At 67.4% G+C, this 14,656-nt stretch carries 13 protein-coding genes; 3 read left to right on the forward strand and 10 right to left on the reverse strand.

Translation table 11 applies throughout. The annotated features are described in order from the left end of the window. The first annotated feature begins 2 nt into the window (after positions 1 to 2). Positions 3 to 1,118, forward strand: a complete 1,116-nt coding sequence (gene argE, locus ASF45_RS12810) for an acetylornithine deacetylase (RefSeq protein WP_056662481.1) — start codon at positions 3 to 5, stop codon at positions 1,116 to 1,118. A gap of 25 nt (positions 1,119 to 1,143) precedes the next feature. Here the strand turns inward: argE and putA are convergent, their stop codons facing one another. Next, positions 1,144 to 4,950 (reverse strand): trifunctional transcriptional regulator/proline dehydrogenase/L-glutamate gamma-semialdehyde dehydrogenase, encoded by a 3,807-nt coding sequence (putA, locus tag ASF45_RS12815; protein WP_056662485.1) that lies wholly within the window; start codon positions 4,948 to 4,950, stop codon positions 1,144 to 1,146. 190 nt (positions 4,951 to 5,140) lie between these two features. Here putA and ASF45_RS35240 point away from each other — a divergent pair, with 190 nt between their 5' ends. Further along, positions 5,141 to 5,284: a hypothetical protein gene (locus tag ASF45_RS35240; protein ID WP_156472978.1), complete on the forward strand. Its 144-nt coding sequence runs from the start codon at positions 5,141 to 5,143 to the stop codon at positions 5,282 to 5,284. A 55-nt stretch (positions 5,285 to 5,339) separates the two neighbouring features. After that, positions 5,340 to 5,972 carry a DedA family protein gene (locus ASF45_RS12820; protein WP_082550982.1) on the forward strand — a complete coding sequence of 211 codons (633 nt, stop codon included), beginning with the start codon at positions 5,340 to 5,342 and terminating at the stop codon, positions 5,970 to 5,972. 405 nt (positions 5,973 to 6,377) lie between these two features. Here the strand turns inward: ASF45_RS12820 and ASF45_RS12825 are convergent, their stop codons facing one another. From ASF45_RS12825 to ASF45_RS12865, 9 genes are all read right to left on the reverse strand, one after another. Beyond that, positions 6,378 to 7,133: a GntR family transcriptional regulator gene (locus ASF45_RS12825; protein ID WP_235580896.1), complete on the reverse strand. Its 756-nt coding sequence runs from the start codon at positions 7,131 to 7,133 to the stop codon at positions 6,378 to 6,380. 290 nt (positions 7,134 to 7,423) lie between these two features. Next, the gene (locus ASF45_RS12830) at positions 7,424 to 8,242 is read right to left on the reverse strand and encodes a GntR family transcriptional regulator (RefSeq protein WP_235580897.1); all 819 of its coding nucleotides are present in this window, start codon (positions 8,240 to 8,242) and stop codon (positions 7,424 to 7,426) included. A 77-nt stretch (positions 8,243 to 8,319) separates the two neighbouring features. Further along, entirely contained in the window at positions 8,320 to 9,108 is a 789-nt protein-coding gene (locus ASF45_RS12835; protein WP_235580898.1) for a tripartite tricarboxylate transporter substrate binding protein, read from the reverse strand. Next, a complete protein-coding gene (locus ASF45_RS35845) occupies positions 9,105 to 9,290 on the reverse strand; it encodes a hypothetical protein (RefSeq protein ID WP_056662494.1) in 186 nt (61 codons plus the stop codon). Before ASF45_RS35845 ends, ASF45_RS12835 begins: the two co-directional genes overlap by 4 nt. Further along, a complete protein-coding gene (locus ASF45_RS12845) occupies positions 9,287 to 10,402 on the reverse strand; it encodes a flavin reductase (protein ID WP_056662496.1) in 1,116 nt (371 codons plus the stop codon). Before ASF45_RS12845 ends, ASF45_RS35845 begins: the two co-directional genes overlap by 4 nt. A gap of 37 nt (positions 10,403 to 10,439) precedes the next feature. After that, a complete protein-coding gene (locus tag ASF45_RS12850; RefSeq protein WP_056662499.1) occupies positions 10,440 to 11,645 on the reverse strand; it encodes a bifunctional 3,4-dihydroxy-2-butanone-4-phosphate synthase/GTP cyclohydrolase II in 1,206 nt (401 codons plus the stop codon). Between the two features lie 25 nt (positions 11,646 to 11,670). Continuing rightward, positions 11,671 to 12,303, reverse strand: coding sequence for a 3-isopropylmalate dehydratase small subunit (gene leuD, locus ASF45_RS12855; RefSeq protein WP_056662502.1), 633 nt, complete (start codon positions 12,301 to 12,303; stop codon positions 11,671 to 11,673). Continuing rightward, positions 12,303 to 13,736, reverse strand: coding sequence for a 3-isopropylmalate dehydratase large subunit (gene leuC / locus ASF45_RS12860; protein ID WP_056662505.1), 1,434 nt, complete (start codon positions 13,734 to 13,736; stop codon positions 12,303 to 12,305). The genes leuD and leuC overlap by 1 nt, the downstream gene beginning before the upstream one ends. After that, on the reverse strand, positions 13,729 to 14,592 hold the full coding sequence (locus ASF45_RS12865; RefSeq protein ID WP_056662509.1) for an oxaloacetate decarboxylase: 864 nt from the start codon (positions 14,590 to 14,592) through the stop codon (positions 13,729 to 13,731). The genes leuC and ASF45_RS12865 overlap by 8 nt, the downstream gene beginning before the upstream one ends. Positions 14,593 to 14,656: the final 64 nt, after the last annotated feature.

The raw sequence follows: 14,656 nt of genomic DNA on the forward strand, positions 1-14,656 counted from the left end.
CCATGGACACGGTCGCAATCCTGCGCACGCTGGTCGCTTTCGACACCACATCCCATCGGTCCAACCTGGACCTCGTCCATTGGATGGCCGCACACCTCGACGGGCACGGGGCGAAGGTGCGGCTGATCCACAGCGACGACGGTGCCAAGGCCAACCTGTTCGCCACGGTCGGCCCGGACGCGGCGGGTGGCGTGGTCCTGTCCGGGCATACCGACGTGGTCCCTGTCGCCGACCAGGTCTGGGGTTCGGACCCCTTCGCGCTGGTCGAGCGCGATGGTCGGCTCACCGGGCGCGGGACGGCCGACATGAAGGGGTTCATCGCGGCATGCCTGGCCGCCGTGCCGCACTGGCGCCAACTGGACCTGCGTCGCCCGATCCATCTGGCGTTCTCCTACGACGAGGAGATCGGCTGTCTCGGCGTTCCGCGCCTGATCGCCGACCTGCAGGCGCACGCCCGGTCACCCGCCCTGGCCATCATCGGCGAGCCGACCGAGATGCGCATCGGATTGGCCCATCGGGGCTTCTATGGCCATCGGACCACGTTCCGGGGCCGTTCCGCGCATTCCAGCGATCCCGCGTCGGGGGTCAGCGCCATCGAGCCGGCAACACGGCTGGTCGCGGCGTTGGCCAGGTTCGGGCGTGCGCTGTCCACGCGGGGCGATCGCACCACCGTCAACGTGGGCTGCATCCGTGGCGGATCGGCCATCAACATCGTGCCCGGGTGCTGCGAAGTGCTGTGGGAGTTCCGCCCAACGGACGAAGCCAGCGCCGCAGCGGTGAAGGCCGAGGTCGACCGGCTGCTGGCGGTGCTGTCGCCGGGCGTGGACATCGAGATGGCACAGATCGCCGGCGTGCCCGCGCTCGCGGCGCAGGCCGACGGGGCGGCGGTGGCCATGGCCAGGACCTGCGGCGCACGGTGGCCCCCCGGCGAGCTTGCGTTCGGCACCGAGGCCGGCTTCTTCGCGCAGGCCGGCATCCCTTCGCTGGTGTGCGGTCCGGGCTCCATCGCGCAGGCGCACCAGCCGGACGAATGGATCGCGGCCAGCGAACTCGGGGCCGCCGACCGGTTTCTGGCAGGCATCGGGGCCTGGGCTGCGGCTGCCGCGGTGCCCGGGTGAGCGCTGCGCGGGCCCGGGCGGGGCATCAGCCGATGGTCATGAGCGAGGCATTGCCGCCGGCGGCTGCGGTGTTGGTGCTGACGGCGCGTTCGACCACCAGGCGCTCCAGCGCGTAGCGGCCGCGGCCGCTGGCGATCTCGTCGCTGGCCAGGCCTTGCACGGACAGGATGGGGCCGTCGCGCTGCGCCAGCTGGCGGTTCAGCGCGCGCAGCGCGTCGGGATCGCCCTCGAAGAGCGCGGCGTGGACATCGGCGGCGATGGCCTGGTCCTCGGCCAGCACGCGGGCCTGGGCGCGCTCGGCCTCGGGCAGCGCCACCAGCTGCGCGCGCGCGGCCGGCGTGTCGGTCCACAGCACGCGGTTGCCGGTGGCGCGCGCGGCCTCCCACTGCGCCTGCGCGCCGGCCGCCGTGGCGGCCACGCAGAGCACGGTGCCGCGCGGTGCCAGGCTGTACAGGTTGCGCTCGCCGGTGGGGCCGGGCAGCTGCGTGGGCTCGCCCAGGCGCAGCGCCGGGCGTGGGCCTGTTGCCAGCAGGCGGTGCAGGTAGAGCGGGCCGCCGGCCTTGGGGCCGGTGCCCGACAGGCCTTCGCCGCCGAAGGGCTGCACGCCGACCACGGCACCGACCACGTTGCGGTTCACGTACACGTTGCCGGCGTGGATGCGCGCCGTCACCTGGGCGATGGTCTCGTCGATGCGCGTGTGCAGGCCGAAGGTCAGGCCGTAGCCCGTGGCGTTGATGGCGTCGATGAGCTGGGGCAGAGCGTCGCGCCGGTAGCGCAACACATGCAGCACGGGGCCGAAGACCTCGCGCTCGAGCCGGGCTGGGCTGTCGATCTCGACCAGGGCCGGCGCCACGAAGCTGCCCTGCGCGCAGGCGGCCGGCAGCGGCAGCCGCTCGACGCGGCAGCCGGCCGCGGCCATGCCCGCCACGTGCTTCTCGATGGCCTCGCGCGCGGCCTCGTCGATGACGGGGCCCACATCGGTCTCCAGGCGGTCCGGGTTGCCCACGGCTAGTTCGTGCAGCGCGCCGCGCAGCATGGCCAGCATGCGGTCGGCCACGTCCTCCTGCAGGCACAGCAGGCGCAGCGCCGAGCAGCGCTGGCCGGCCGAGTCGTAGGCCGACTGCAGCACGTCCAGCACCACCTGCTCGGGCAGGGCCGAGGAATCGACCACCATGGCGTTCTGGCCGCCGGTCTCGGCGATCAGCGGGATGGTGCGGCCCTGGTCGTCCAGGCGCTCGGCCAGCTGGCGCGCGATCAAGCGAGCCACCTCGGTGGAGCCCGTGAACATGACGCCGCGCACGCGCGGGTCGGCCACCAGGCGTGCGCCCACGGTCTCGCCGGCGCCGGGCAGCAGCTGCAGCGCGCCGTGCGGCACACCGGCGGCATGCAGGATCTCGACCGCGCAGGCGGCGACCAGCGGCGTCTGCTCGGCCGGCTTGGCCAGCACCACGTTGCCGGCCGCCAGCGCCGCGGCCAGCTGGCCCGTGAAGATGGCCAGCGGGAAGTTCCACGGGCTGATGCACAGCACCGGGCCCAGCGGCAACTCGGTGCCGGCGGCCAGCTCGGCGCGGGCCTGGGCCGCGTAGTAGCGCAGGAAATCGACCGCCTCGCGCACCTCGGCAATGGCATTGGGCAGGGTCTTGCCGGCCTCGCGCACGATCAGGCCCAGCAGCTGCTGCATCTGCGCCTCCAGCGCATCGGCGGCCCGCTCCAGGCAGCGCGCGCGTTCGGCCGGCGGGGTGGACTGCCAGATCGGCGCGGCATCCTGGGCCGCCGCGAGCGCGGCGTCGACCTGGGCCTCGGTGGCTTCGAGCACCTGGCCCACCACGTCGCGCCGGTCGGCCGGGTTGCGCACGGCTTGGGCGCGCCCGGCCTCCCACGGGGCGTCCGTGGGGCCGGCCTGCCAGACCCGGCCGGTGCTGCCCAGCAGTGCGGTGGCCAGCGAGGCCAGGCGCTGCTCGTTGGACAGGTCCAGCCCGGCGGAGTTGGCGCGGTCCGGGAACAGGTCGCGCGGCAGCGGGATGCGCTCGTGCGGCGCGCCCAGCGGCTGGGCGCGCTCCGCCGCGGCCACCGGGTCGGCGACCAGCGTGTCCACGGGCACGCGCGGGTCGGCGATCTGGTTCACGAAGGAGGTGTTGGCACCGTTTTCCAGCAGGCGGCGCACCAGGTAGGCCAGCAGCGTCTCGTGCGTGCCGACCGGCGCATAGATGCGGCAGGGCCGCGCCAGCTTGCCGTCGGCCACGGCGCCCACCACCTCCTCGTAGAGCGGCTCGCCCATGCCGTGCAGGCACTGGAACTCGTACTGGCCGGGGTAGTAGTTGTTGCCGGCCATTTGGTAGATGGCGGCCAGCGTGTAGGCGTTGTGGGTGGCGAACTGCGGGTAGATGGCCTGGGGCTGGGCCAGCAGCTTGCGCGCGCAGGCCAGGTAGGAGATGTCGGTGTGCAGCTTGCGCGTGAAGACCGGGTAGTCCTCCAGCCCGTCGACCTGGGCGCGCTTGATCTCGCTGTCCCAGTAGGCGCCCTTGACCAGCCGCACCATCAGGCGCCGGCCGCTGCGCTGGGCCAGCTCGACCAGGTGGTCGATCACGAAGGGGCAGCGCTTCTGGTAGGCCTGCACCACGAAGCCGATGCCGTCCCAGCCCTGCAGCTCGGGGTCGAAGCACAGGGCCTCGAGCAGGTCCAGCGAGAGCTCCAGCCGGTCGGCCTCCTCGGCATCGATGTTCAGGCCGATGTCGTAGCGGCGCGCCAGCAGGGCCAGTTCGCGCACGCGCGGCAGCAGCTCGCCCATCACGCGCTCGTGCTGGGCGCGCGCGTAGCGCGGGTGCAGCGCCGACAGCTTGATCGAGATGCCGGGGCCCTCGTAGATGCCGCGGCCTGCGCTGGCGCGGCCAATGGCGTGGATGGCCTGCTCGTACAGCCCCAGGTAGCGCGCGGCGTCCTCGGCCGTGGTGGCGGCCTCGCCCAGCATGTCGTAGGAGTAGCGAAAGCCCTTGGCCTCGTGCTTGCGGGCGTTGGCCAGCGCCGAGGAGATCGATTCGCCGGTCACGAACTGCTCGCCCATCACGCGCATGGCGGTGTCCACGCCTTTGCGGATCAGCGGCTCGCCGCCCTTGCCGATCAGCCGCGACAGCGCCGAGGACAGCGACTTCTCGCTGCTGGTGGACACCAGCTTGCCGGTCAGCAGCAGGCCCCAGGTGGCGGCGTTGACGAACAGCGAGGGCGAGTGGCCCACGTGCGACTGCCAGTCGCCCTGGCTGATCTTGTCGCGGATCAGCGCATCGCGCGTGGCCCGGTCGGGGATGCGCAGCAGCGCCTCGGCCATGCACATCAGCGCCACGCCCTCCTGGCTGGACAGCGAGAACTCCTGCAGCAGGCCTTCCACGCCACCGCCCGTGCCGCGCGCCCGCAGCGCGGTCACGAGCTTGCGCGCCAGCGCCTCGGCCTTGGCGGTGGCCGCGGCCGATTGCCGGGCCTGGCCGATCAGCAAGGGCAGGCATTCGGGTTCGGGGCGGCGGTAGGCGGCGGTGATGGCCGCGCGGCGCACCGACTGCGGTGCAACCCCTTGGGCGAACACCAGAAAAGGTTGCGCCATCGTGGATCCGTTGAACAATTCGGTTGCACCTTCGAGGTGCGCGAGCCCGTCCATGGCGGTGCCCAGTTCGCCTGCGCCGACCAACCGGCCGGGCACGAAACCGCCTTCGACCTTTTCGATCGCGCTCAGCACGGCCTGCTTGATGAACCAGTGCGGGCTGCGCCCCACAGCCTCTGCCGCAGCTTTCAGCCGGGAGCGGAACAGCTCGTCCACCTTGATGCCCAATGTCGTCAAACTCATCTTTCGCCTGCATGCGCGTCCGAACGCGGGTTGCACCTTTTCTAAAAGAGGGTGCAACCATATTGCAAGCGCCGTGCCAGGGCATCCGGGTAGACCCCGATGGGCAGCCGCTTGTTTGCTGTTTTGGAAACAGCGCGTTGCTCGGCATGGGATTTATCTGCAGGGCCTGCCGGCCTACAGTCCTCCCATCATGAAAAACACCCTCGTCCTCACGATCGCTCTCCTCGGTGCCGCCGCCAACATTGCCTGGGCCGGCAGCCAGCCGTCCGTCCCGTCTTCGCCCTCGCACCCGCCGCTGCAGTGCGCCTGCGTGATCGGCGACCCGGTCGCCTGAGGCCGTTTTTCCTCTTCCCCTTCTCTTTCTTCTTCAGCCCACGGAGTTCCAGCCCATGCAAGCCTTGTCGTCACTGATGGTCGAGTACGGGCTGGCGCTCGTCTTCGCCGTCACGCTGGCGGCGCGGGCCGGGCTGCCATTGCCGGCCGCGCCGCTGCTGGTCGTGGCCGGCGGCGTTGCTGCGGCCTCGCCGGGCGGCCTGCTGGCCCTGTGGCTGCCGGCGCTGGCCGTGGCCATCGTCGCCAACGTGCTGGGCGACGGCATCTGGTACCTGGCGGGCCGGCGTTACGGCCACCGCATCATGGGCCTGCTGTGCCGCTTCTCGCTGTCGCCCGACTCCTGCGTGGTCGGCAGCGAATCCTTGATGGCGCGCCACGGCGGCGGCGCGCTGCTGGCCGCCAAGTTCGTGCCGGGCGTGTCGGTGGTCGCCGCGCCCATGGCCGGTGCGCTGGGCATGTCCCCGCGCCGCTTCCTGCGCAACGACACGCTGGCCAGCGCGCTGTGGTCGGCGCTGTACCTGGCGCTGGGCGCGGTGTTCAGCCGCCAGCTCGGCACGCTGCTGGACGGGCTGGCCGCTGCCGGCATGGCACTGGCCGCCCTGGCGGCGCTGGGCCTCGCAGGCTTTGGCGCCTGGCGCTGGTGGCACCGGCACGGCGATCAAGACGTCGAGGGCGTCGGCGCGGCCTGACACGGCGGCACACCCGCGCGCTTTCAAGCCGCAAGGGCGGCCGGCCCGTCTTCGGCCAGGAGCCGGCCCGGGCCGACAGGTCAGACGCCTTTGAGTGGGTTGATCGCGGTCACGGTGGGGTGCAGCGGACCACAGGCGCAGGCCGCCTTCTCAGATGACAAGGAAAGTGAAAAACGGGCCGTTGATTTCAAACACCTTTTTCATCCTCTGTTTCACTGGCGTTGGTTCTGCTGCCACATTTAATGAAAACTTCTGCCTGCTGCGACATTAAAAGTGCAAAAAAGCTGACGCCCGTGGGCGGCTGCTTTGGGCCCTCAGCAGCCACTCGCCGGCCTGATTTCGTCGCTCAAATGCAGACGTTCTGCAGCGAGCTGAGCAGCATGTGGACGCCGTGGTCCATAACACTTATGCCAGATGGTCGTCCGTGTCATGCACGATCTGTCCGGCCCCGGTCGTGTTGACAGCCTCGGCGTTCAAATCCATCAGGATACGGCTGCGCTCACCCGTAAAGGTGATCGTGATGTACTGCACTGGCTGCTTGCGCCGGTCGTGCATGAGCCGAACGATGCGCACCAACGGTGCGCCCATCTCAACCTTCAGCAGTCCGGCCATGACAGGGTCTGCGGCTACCGCGGTCGTTTCCTGAATCACACGGCCGAACTTCACGCCCTCGGCCATTAAGATCTCGAACAGGGCCTGCTTCCTCAAGGCGTTCTCAGTGACATTACGACCGATTGAATGGGGCACCCAGGCGTCCGTCACCATCATCGGCACGCCCCGGATCGAGCGTAGACGTACAGCATGCACCGCCGCTTCACCTTCGGGGAGCTGAAGCTGCTGCGCCACCATGGCCGGTGCTGACATGGTCTGTACCTTCAGTACCGTCACTTCGGTCTCGCGCGCCTGCTTTCCCAGCGAAGCGAGCAGGCCGAAGCTGGCCTGCTGGCGTGCGGCGCGTGGCGCTGCACGTACAAAGGTACCGCGGCCTGGGAGCTTCTCTACAAGGCCAAGTTGCTCCAGGTCCGCCACAGCGCGTCGCACTGTGATGCGCGAAACGTCAAACTGGGCGCAGAGCGCGTCCTCGGCAGGTATGAGGCTGCCCAACGGGTATACGCCCTGTGCGATCTGATCGCGCAACACCACGAAGAGTTGGCGGTGCAAGGCTGTACCGGGAGTTCTGCGCAGGTGAGATGTGTTCGCAATGTCCATTGAAGTTCCCGGGAGGCGGAGCGGGCACGCCATGCCGTCATGGCCCATTTTGCCCGCGCTGTGACAGGCTCTGGATGCATCCGAAGTGACCAGCTGGCAGCTCTCTTCTCAGACAATCAGACAGTGCGGACTTCGCCCGTCGGCGGTCTCTGGAGAGCACGAAGAGATGCTTGCCACTTCCGATGACGACCGCGAGATCCTTTGGATGTTGTATCGCTGCGGTCAGTCCGGATGACCAAGATTCACACCAGCACGGTGTGCTGGTAGCTCCCGGCAGAAAGCGTATTGATCGCGGAGGCTGGAATCTCCATCAGCAGTCGCGTGCGCTCAGGCGTGACCACGGTGGTCAGATGGTACGCCGGGCGGTCCTCAAGGTCGTAGAACAGCCTGGTGACCTGGATCAGCGGGGTTCCCACGTCCGTCTTGAGCAGGCGTGCGTGCTGCGGCGCGGCAGCGATGGCAGAGAACTCCTGCACCACCTTGCCGAACTCCACGCCCTTGCTGATGATGATCTCGAATAAGGCCTTCTTCAGCAGGCTGTCAGGCGTGATGTCGGCGGCCCACTTGGCCTGCACCCATGCTTCCGTCACCATCAATGGCGTCTTGCCGGCGCTACGCAAGCGCACGACGTGGTGGGCCAGGCCGTTCGGCTCCAATTCCAGCAGCAGCGCGATGTCTCCCGGGGCCGGCACGGTCTCCACGAGCAGCACCTGTACTGTCGTGTCCTTCGCCTGTCGCGTGAGAGCTTCGAGAAGCGGGAGGGTGGCCTCACGTCTGCTGCCATCCTTGCGCGCCAGCACGAACGTGCCTTTGCCAGGCACCTTGCGCACCAATCCATGTGATTCAAGGTCCGCCACTGCGCGCCGCACCGTGATGCGCGACACGCCGAACATCCGCTCCAGGTCTGCTTCCTTGGGGATGGCGGCATCGACGTGGAAGCTGCCGCGCACGATTTGGTCGCGCAGGACGATGTAAAGCTGGCGATGCAAGGCGGTGCCGGGCGACCGTTGCAGCGCAGTGGTCATGCCGGGAGGTTTGGGCACCGGTTGTTCAGAGCGCATGGGAACTCAGAATGGCACAGAATCATCTCAAGGATATTACCTTGTCACCTCCGAGCCTTGCTGTGTACGCATGCAGGTCAGTCGACGCTCATCTTCGAATCCCTGATCACCTTGCCCCAGCGGTCGATCTCTTCCGCAATGTAGTTGGAGAACTCCGCCGGGCTGCTGCTCATGGTGACCATCACCCCCTGGCTTGTGAACTTCGACGCCACCGCTGGATCGTGCATGGCCGTGCGGATCGCCTTCTCCAGAACGGCCAGGATGTCGCTCGGAGTTCCCGCCTTGGCCGTGACCCCCCACCACACGTTGAGTGCGATGTCTCCGTGGCCCAACTCCTTGAGCGTGGGCGCCGACGGGAACTGCGGCAGGCGCTGGTCCACGCCGACCCCGATCACCCGCATCTTGCCCCCCAGCACAAGTGGGCCAGCAGATGTGACCGTGTCATACATAAAGTCCACCTTGCCGCCTGCAACGTCCAGCAGTGCCGGTGCCGAACCCTTGTAGGGAACGTGTGTGTGCATGGACTGCGTCTTGGCCGAGAAGAGCGCACCGAACAGATGGCCGCCCGTGCCCACGCCTTGGGACGCATAGGTCAACGTCTTGCCGGAGCTCGCGGCCTTGAACAGGTCGTCGAAGGTTTTGTACGGACTGTCGTTCGGGACCACGAGAAATCCGGGGGAGACGACCAGCTTCGTCACGCCCTGGAGGTCCTTCCTGGGGTCATACGAAAGCTTGCTGGCCAGGCTGGGATTCAGCCCTAGCGCCGGCAGGTCGCCCATGAAGAGCGTGTACCCATCTGCAGGTGCCTGCTTGACCACGCTCACCGCGGGCTGGGCCAGGCCGCCGGGTCGGTTGTCGACGATCACGGGCTGATGCACGATCTCGGCAACAGCTTGTTGCCGACTTCTCGTGCAAGCTGGTCGGTGATGCCGCCCGGTGCGTATGGAACGACGATGCGGATGGGCTTGGAGGGAAAGGCCTGCGCCATTGCAAGCAGCGGGCACGCCGCCGCGAGAATGATGGTCAACCGGGTGATGAACGCCTTCATTTGCTGTCTCCTGGAGTGGATTGGGATGGCTGATGGCCTAACTGGTGCGAGAGCGCGCGGCAGGCCTTGAGCAACGCCTGCGGTGCCGCGCCGTGCCAATCGGGTGTAAGCCGATCGACCTGGGAAAGGATGGCAAGCGTCATGACCATGACGCCGCGCGCATCGAAGATCGGCGCCGCGAAGGCATTGGTCGGGATCTTGTGCAGTCGCATGGCGAGCGCCGGGTCGACAACGCGCGCCATGCCGTGTTCGCGCGCTGCGGCAACGTCCGCTTCGAAAGCTGAGCGCTGCGCAGCCTCGTCTTCCTCGGGGCCGCGAAAGACGCGCAGGTCTTCCTCGATGAAGCTGCGGGTGACGTCGCTGGGCAGGAAGGCCGCGAAGGCGCGCCCGGCCGCAGAGATCGTCACGCCGTAGACCAGGCCCACCCGCAGGTTGTCGCTGATGGGGTGTTCTGATGGCTCCCAGTTCACGACCGTGGGGCCATGGTTACCCCACACAGACAGGCACAGGGTATGTTGCCCCACGGACTCGCAGATGGCCGGCATCTCGGCCGCCACGCGCTTCACGTCCTGCGCACGCGCCGGCTTGTCCCAGCCAATCTGCGTCGATATGGGCCCGAGGTCGTGCGCATAGGTGCTCATGTAACGGCCTCCGCCGAAGGCCAAAGGTCGGCGGCTGGAGTGCCCCACCCGCTCGACGCGCCCGACAAAGACCACGTGATCGCCTGCAGGATAGGACGCCACTTTGACGCACTCCAGGTGCGCAGCTGAGCCACTGATCACGGGGGCGCCTCCAAGACCGTCCTGATGTTCGATGCCCACAAACTTCTCGTCGTGCGACTTTGCAAACTGGTTGGACACGTGGATCTGATCGTCGGCCAGGATGTTCACGACGAAGTGATCGCCGCCATTGAACGCTGCATGGCTGCGGGACGTGAGCGCCTGACACCAGAGCACCAGCGGAGGGTCCAGCGAAACTGAGCTGAACGAGTTGGCCGTGACACCGTGTGCCTTGCCATCGGCCGTGCGCGTCGTGACGATGGTCACGCCGGTCGTGAATGTGCCGAACACATTGCGCAACTGGCGCTTGTCAAATGAATCGAGAGTTGGCATAGGGTCTCCTTGTCAGTGCGATACGTGGGCCACGGGCTCAGCCTTCCATGCCCAGCAGGTGGCCGAACAGCCGCTGCTTGGACGCGAGATAGACAGCGTTCTCTCGATCGGGCGCAATCACCAACGGAACGCGCTCGGCGATCTCCAGACCGAAGTCGGCGAGGCCCTCGTACTTGCGGGGGTTATTTGTCATGAGGCGCATCCGAGACACGCCGATCTGCCGCAGGATCTGCGCACCAATGGCGTAGTCGCGCTGGTCTGCGGGAAAGCCGAGCGCAAGGTTGGCTTGCACCGTGTCTGCCCCGCCATCCTGCAGCGCATACGCGCGCAGCTTGTGCAGCAGGCCGATTCCTCGCCCCTCATGGCCGCGCAGGTAGACAATGGCGCCGCAGCCCGCTGCCGCAACCAGGCTCATCGACTGAGACAGCTGGGGCGCGCAATCGCAGCGCAGCGAGCCGAATACCTCTCCAGCCAGGCATTCCGAATGCACACGCACCAGCGGCGACGCGTCTTCGCCCGGCTGGCCCATCACCAGAGCAAGATGCTCCTGGCCGTTGGACAGCTCACGGTACCCGTGGAGCTCAAAGACGCCGTACTTGGTCGGCAGTCGGCAACTGGACACGCGCTCGACGATGACCTCGTGGCGCTTACGCCAGGCGATGAGGTCGGCGATCGTGACCATCAGCAAGCCGTGATCGCGTGCGAAGTCCTCCAGTCGCGGTCGTCGGGCCATGCTGCCGTCCTCGTTGACGATCTCCACCAGCACGCCACCTGGGCGCAAACCCGCCAGCCGCGCGAGGTCCACGGAAGCCTCGGTGTGGCCCGGCCGTGCGAGTACGCCACCTTCCCGTGCACGCAGGGGGAACACATGGCCGGGGCGATTGAAGTCTGCAGGCCCGACCATCGGGTCGACCAGCGCGCGCAGCGTGGCAGCGCGGTCGGCCGCGGAGATTCCTGTGCTGGTGCCATGCCTGTAATCCACAGTGACCGTGTAAGCGGTGCCCATGGCGTCGGCGTTCTGCGCCACCATTTGCGGCAACGCGAGCGCGTCCAGGCGCTCGCCAGGCAAGCCGATGCAGATCACGCCGCTGCTGTGCCGAACCATGAACGCCAAGCGCTCCGGTGTGGCGTGCTCTGCGGCGAGGATCAGGTCGCCTTCGTTCTCACGGTCTTCGCTGTCGACGACGACGACCATCTCGCCCCTCGCGATGGCCGCGAGAGCCTGGTCTATGGATGCAGTCATGGCGGAATCCTTGTCTCGTTGGCGGTCATGCCGCCGCGGGTTCGAAAGGCAATTGCGCCCAGGGGCGGAGTTCACGGTCGTGCCGGCACCAGGCTGCGATGTCCTCGGCATGGCGGCGCGTCATGTCGATCTCGTCCCAGCCGTTAAGGAGCCGGGTGCGCCAGACCGGATCAACGGTGAAGTCGAACGACCGCCTCTCGACCGTCAGGTTGCAGGCTTGCAGGTCCAGGTTCATCCGAACGCCACCCGGCGCCAGCAAAGTGAACAGGACTTCCATGTCGTGCTCATCGACGCGCGCAGGCAGCAAGCCGTTGTTGACCGCGTTGGCTGCGAAGATGTCGCCGTACGAGGGGGCGAGCACGCAGCGCACGCCGGCATCGACGAGCGCGTAGACAGCCCCTTCTCGTGACGAACCGCTGCCGAAGTTCCGACCGGCGGCAATGATGCCGACGCCTTGGTTAATCGGAGCGTTCAGCGGGAAGTCCTCTCGCAACTCTCCATCCGACCCGCGCCGCAGGTCGTGAAACAGATACGGGGCGTAACCTGACGGCGGCCGACGTGCCTCCTTCATGTACCGGGCGGGAAACACCTGGTCGGTGTCGATGTTGATCTGCGGCAACGCGCAGGCGATCGCCTGCAGGCGAACGATCGGCGTCATTACGCACCCTCCATGTTCAGTTCGCGCACATCGACGAGGTGTCCGGCGACCGCCGCGGCAGCCACCATCGCCGGAGACATCAGGTGCGTGCGAGAGCCACGCCCCTGGCGACCCTTGAAGTTGCGATTGGTGGTGGACGCACAGCGCTCGCCTTCGGCCAAGGCATCTCCGTTCATCGCCACACACATCGAGCAACCCGAGCCAGCCCACTCCAGACCAGCCGCCGAGAAAATGCGGTCCAGACCTTCCTGTTCGGCTTGCGTCTTCACCAGCGTGGAGCCTGGCGAGACCAGTCCCGGCACGCGTGCCCGGCGGCCCGCGAGCACCGCAGCAGCGGCGCGCAGGTCCTCGATGCGGGAGTTCGTACACGAGCCGATGAACACGCGGTCGATCGCGATGTCGCGGATGTGCATGCCCGGGCGCAAGCCCATGTAGTCGAGCGCGTCGCGGACGTGCTTTGCCTTGCTGGTGTCCGCCATGGATGCCGGGTCTGGCACTGTGGACGTGACCGGCAAGGCATCCTCCGGCGTTGTTCCCCACGTCACAGTGGGCACGATGTCGGAAGCGCGCAGGTGCACTTCTCGGTCGAACGCAGCGTCCGTATCGCTGGTCAATTTCAGCCAGGCCTCGGCGGCGCGGTCGAACGCCATGCCCTGCGGGGCGAACGGGCGCCCGCGGACGTAGTCCAGCGTAGTGGCATCTGGCGCCACCATGCCGCAGCGGGCGCCGCACTCGATGGACATGTTGCACAAGGTCAAGCGGCCCTCCACGCTGAGCGCACGCACGGCCGAGCCTGCGTACTCGATTACATGTCCGGCAGCGCCGTCCGCGCCCAGGCGCGCGACGATGGTCAGCACCAGATCTTTGGCTGTGACGCCCTGGGCCAGTTCGCCGTCGACCGTCACGCGCAAGCGCTTGGGCGGTTTCTGCCAGAGCGTCTGCGTCATGAGCACGTGGGCCACTTCCGAGGCCCCCACGCCGAAAGCCCAGGCGCCCAGTGCGCCATGCGTGGAAGTGTGGCTGTCGCCTTCCACGACAAGCGTGCCCGGAAGCGTCAAACCAAGCTCCGGGCCGACAACGTGGCAGATGCCCTGCCAGGGATGGTTCATTCCATAGTGGCGGATGCCGTATGCCCCTGCATTCGCGGCGAACTGGTCCATGATGCGTGTGAATTCGCCCTTGGGGTCGAGACGGTGGATCGGAACGGAGCGTCCGCGCGTGGGCACGTAGTGGTCGGCGATGCCGACGGTGAGGTCCGGCCGCGCGACCGTTTCGCCCTTGTCACGCATCTTGTTGAAGGCGTGGAACGAGCCCTCCTGCAGATAGTGCCTGTCCACCCACACAAGGCTGGCGCCATCCTCGCGCGTCGCAATCACATGCGAGTCCCACAACTTCTCGAAGAGGCTGCGCGGCGGAGCGGAATGCTCACTCATAGCTGCGTGCCAGTGCCAGCAGCTCGGGCGTACCGATCAACGCATTGAAGGCGTTGAAGTCGATCATCTGCGGTTGCTTCGGCAATGTTGTGCCGTGCTGCAGGAGGCTTGTGAAGTAGTCCTGCAGTTGAGTGGCGGCGAAGCGCACCGTGCCACCTGGGAAGATGACGATGCGGTAGCCGCGTTCTCCCAGCTCGGACACGCTCTGGATCGGCGTTTTGCCGCCTTCCACCATGTTGGCCAGCATCGGCACGCGGGATGCGAAGATCTCGCACACCTTGTCCATGTCCGCCGGTGTTGTCGGCGCTTCGATGAAGAGGGCATCGACGCCGGTCTCCAGGTACGCTTCGGCTCTATCGATGGCCGCTTGTAAGCCTTCCACCGCCACGGCATCCGTGCGAGCCATCACCAGCATGCCGGATTGGCGCGCATCCAGTGCCGCACGCAGCTTTCCGCACATCTCCGATGTCGGGATCAGCGACTTGTTGTCCAAGTGCCCGCAGCGCTTTGGAAACGTCTGGTCCTCCAACTGGATCATGGCCGCGCCCGCGCGTTCGAAGTCGCGTACCGTGCGCTGGGTGTTCAAGGCGTTGCCGAAGCCGGTGTCGCCATCGACGATCAGCGGCGTGCGGATGCGGTCGGTGATGCGGGCACAGGTGTCCACGGCTTCCTTGGCCGTGGTCAGCCCAACGTCGGAGCGTCCGAACTGTGTGTAGGCCACTCCCCCGCCGGAGAGATAAAGCGCCTCATGCCCGGCTTGTTCAGCCAGGAGCGCCGAGAGGGCGTCGTACACGCCGGGCGCCAGCACAGCCGGGCCGCGTTGCAGGCGCTGCTTGAGGGTGGAGGCAGTCGTCATTTCGATCCTTTTGGTGTTCGTGAGGCAAAGCGCTGCCCGACCCTGCCCACTGGGCATGGTTGTC

The sequence above is a fragment of the Pseudorhodoferax sp. Leaf265 genome, from assembly GCF_001422365.1.
Taxonomy (GTDB): Bacteria; Pseudomonadota; Gammaproteobacteria; order Burkholderiales; family Burkholderiaceae_C; genus Pseudorhodoferax.